This is a genomic window from Mycobacterium sp. TH-M116 (genome assembly GCF_057473685.1).
Genome location: NZ_JBYCLC010000341.1, coordinates 1 through 2267, shown reverse-complemented (window position 1 = coordinate 2267; position 2267 = coordinate 1). Strand labels below are relative to the sequence as shown.

The following is a 2267-nucleotide window of genomic DNA, read 5'->3' as shown; positions in this document are numbered from 1 at the left end:
TGAACCTGAAGGTACCGTCGTTCTTCGTCATTGGACTGCCGGCTATTCCACGAAAGCCCAACGGCAAGATCGACGGCGACGGGCTGCGGAAGACTACCGATCTCGTGGACACCACGTGCCGCGACGCCGACTCGGATGAGCGGGCGGCCGGATTGGCGGACCTCTGGAGCCGACACCTCACGAGGCCTGTGGGGACAGACACCTCGCTGCTCGACGAGGGCATCGGCTCGTTGGACCTCATTCGAATCCTCCCGCCCACTCGCGAGTACCTGGGCCGACACCTCACCATTTTCGACCTGATCGGCGCCGACACCGCCGCCAATCTGGTCTCAGACCTGGATTCCGATGCGCCGGGAGCCAAGGGAGGGCCGGACGCCGAGACCGCCTCGGAGACAGAGCGCGATCTGGCGCGGGCGCTGCACCCGCGCCCCAATCTCGTTGCGCGCCGACGTGGGCGGTCGATCCTGGTGCTGGGTGCGTCGGGGATTCTCGGAACCGGATTCGCCCGGGCTGTCGTCGAACTGAAGCGTGCCGGACTGCTTCGCCCGGAGGTGGTGCTGGCGACCAGGGCCGCACTGCCCGAACGTGGTTCGTGGGCGGATCTCCGCAGCGTCGAGGGCGTGCGAGTCCACCAACTCCCTGCGCGGTTCGCCCCAGCAGACCTGGATGCCCTGCTCGGCAGTTGCGCCCCCGCAACAGTGGTGAACTGCATCGGGAACACCAGCGTCCTGTCGCCGTACCGCGACCTTCGCCCGGCCAACGTGGACTTGGTTGCCGCCGCAGTCGACGCGTGCGCACACCACAGTGCGCGACTGGTGCATCTGTCGACGTTCGTCGTCAATGCCGATGTCTCCGTAGCCCGCGTCACCGACCCCCGCCACGCGCCGTACCCCTACGCGGCGTCGAAGGCGCTCGCCGAGTTGGCGGTGGCCGGGTCGCCGCGGGGGCTCGATTTCACCATTGTGCGACTGCCGCGCGTCCTCGGTGAGGGCCACCAATCACTCGCTGCAGCAGATGTTTTGGTCTCGGTTGTCGATGCATGCGTCGCATCGGGCGCCTACCCCGCCGTGACGTTGACCGAAGAAGTCACCACAGCCTGGGCAGCCGCGACAGCAATCCTCGGGCTGTTGCCGGAATCGCCGGGGCCGCACGAACTGGGACGCGGCATCACCGTCGTCCGCGGCGAGGAGGTCTCGTATGCGGAGCTGCTCGGCGCGTACTCGCTCGACGAACTCGAGATCACGGAATGGAAACTCAGGCTCGACCAGAGCGATTGGGCGAGGGAGAATCCGCGCCGGTGGGCGGTGGTCGACGCCTGGGTGAGCCTGGGCATGCGGCTGGGTGGGCGCCACTACGCTGAGTACCTTGCCGACCTTCCAACCATCGCCCTTGCAGTCGATTCTGTGGCCGAGGTTGCCGCGACCCCGCATTCGGTCGGGTCCTTCCTGGCGCAAGACGTGCTGGCGTCATCGAAAAACGCCGACAGCTAGTCCTGCCGAGTTCTGGCCGAACCGACGTCCTCAGCGAGCATGCCAGGGAGAAATCAACCAGCGCAGCAGCAACGTCACGGCCGCAATGGCGGTCCGTAACGGCGAGAGCTGTTGTTCCTCAAGCACGTCAACTCTTTCACCGCCTCCCTCCATGCGCACCGCGGCACCGTAACCGGCCTTTCTCACGGCCGCGCACAGGTCGGCTACGTCGATACCCGGACCGGCCTCGACCGTCGCCACCCTGGCGCCGAAGTCGACCGACGCCCGCACTCCGTCGATCCTGTTCAGCGCCTTCTCGACGCGCCTCGCGCATGCACCGCACGACAGGCCTGTCAGGTCGAGTTCGACTCGCCCGGTTTCCGCCCTACCGGGCCCGGTTACTGCCACTTCAGTCAAGGCCGTTCCTTACTGTCGCGCCGCGTTGATGTTTTCCCGCCTATTGGTCGTCAAGTGGGCGCGCCGAGTTCCCGCGGGCCGAACCTCGGTGTTCGTCGCACTCGCTCGTTGCATCGCCAGGTGCCATGAGGCCGTCGAGGCCGCTTTCGACCACGGGCCTGTCGCACGCGCCGATCGAATCCACCCAACGTCCAGATCCGGCCTCCTGATCCGTATTTCGATCTTCGCCGATAGGTGGCGAAACCTCTCCGGCGCGAAGCTCAACTGCGGCCAGGCTCAAAGCATCGTGAGCAGTTCCACATCGCTTCCCTGCGCAAGAGAAACAACGGCTGCGTCGAAAGTGACGAGGCGAACTCCCCTGCGGCGCGCGAGAGTGAGCAG

General features: G+C 66.3%; 2 protein-coding genes and 1 pseudogene. 1 reads left to right on the top strand and 2 read right to left on the bottom strand.

The window, feature by feature from the left end:
- A partial coding sequence (locus AC2VOK_RS17575) for an NAD-dependent epimerase/dehydratase family protein (protein WP_428901610.1) occupies positions 1–1490 on the top strand: 1490 nt, incomplete at its 5' end.
- A gap of 30 nt (positions 1491–1520) precedes the next feature.
- Here the strand turns inward: AC2VOK_RS17575 and AC2VOK_RS17570 are convergent.
- Together AC2VOK_RS17570 and AC2VOK_RS17565 are read right to left on the bottom strand one after the other, a co-directional pair.
- A complete protein-coding gene (locus tag AC2VOK_RS17570) occupies positions 1521–1877 on the bottom strand; it encodes a cation transporter (RefSeq protein ID WP_428901611.1) in 357 nt (118 codons plus the stop codon).
- A gap of 285 nt (positions 1878–2162) precedes the next feature.
- Positions 2163–2267 (bottom strand): annotated as a pseudogene (locus tag AC2VOK_RS17565) (VapC toxin family PIN domain ribonuclease); the annotation flags it as partial.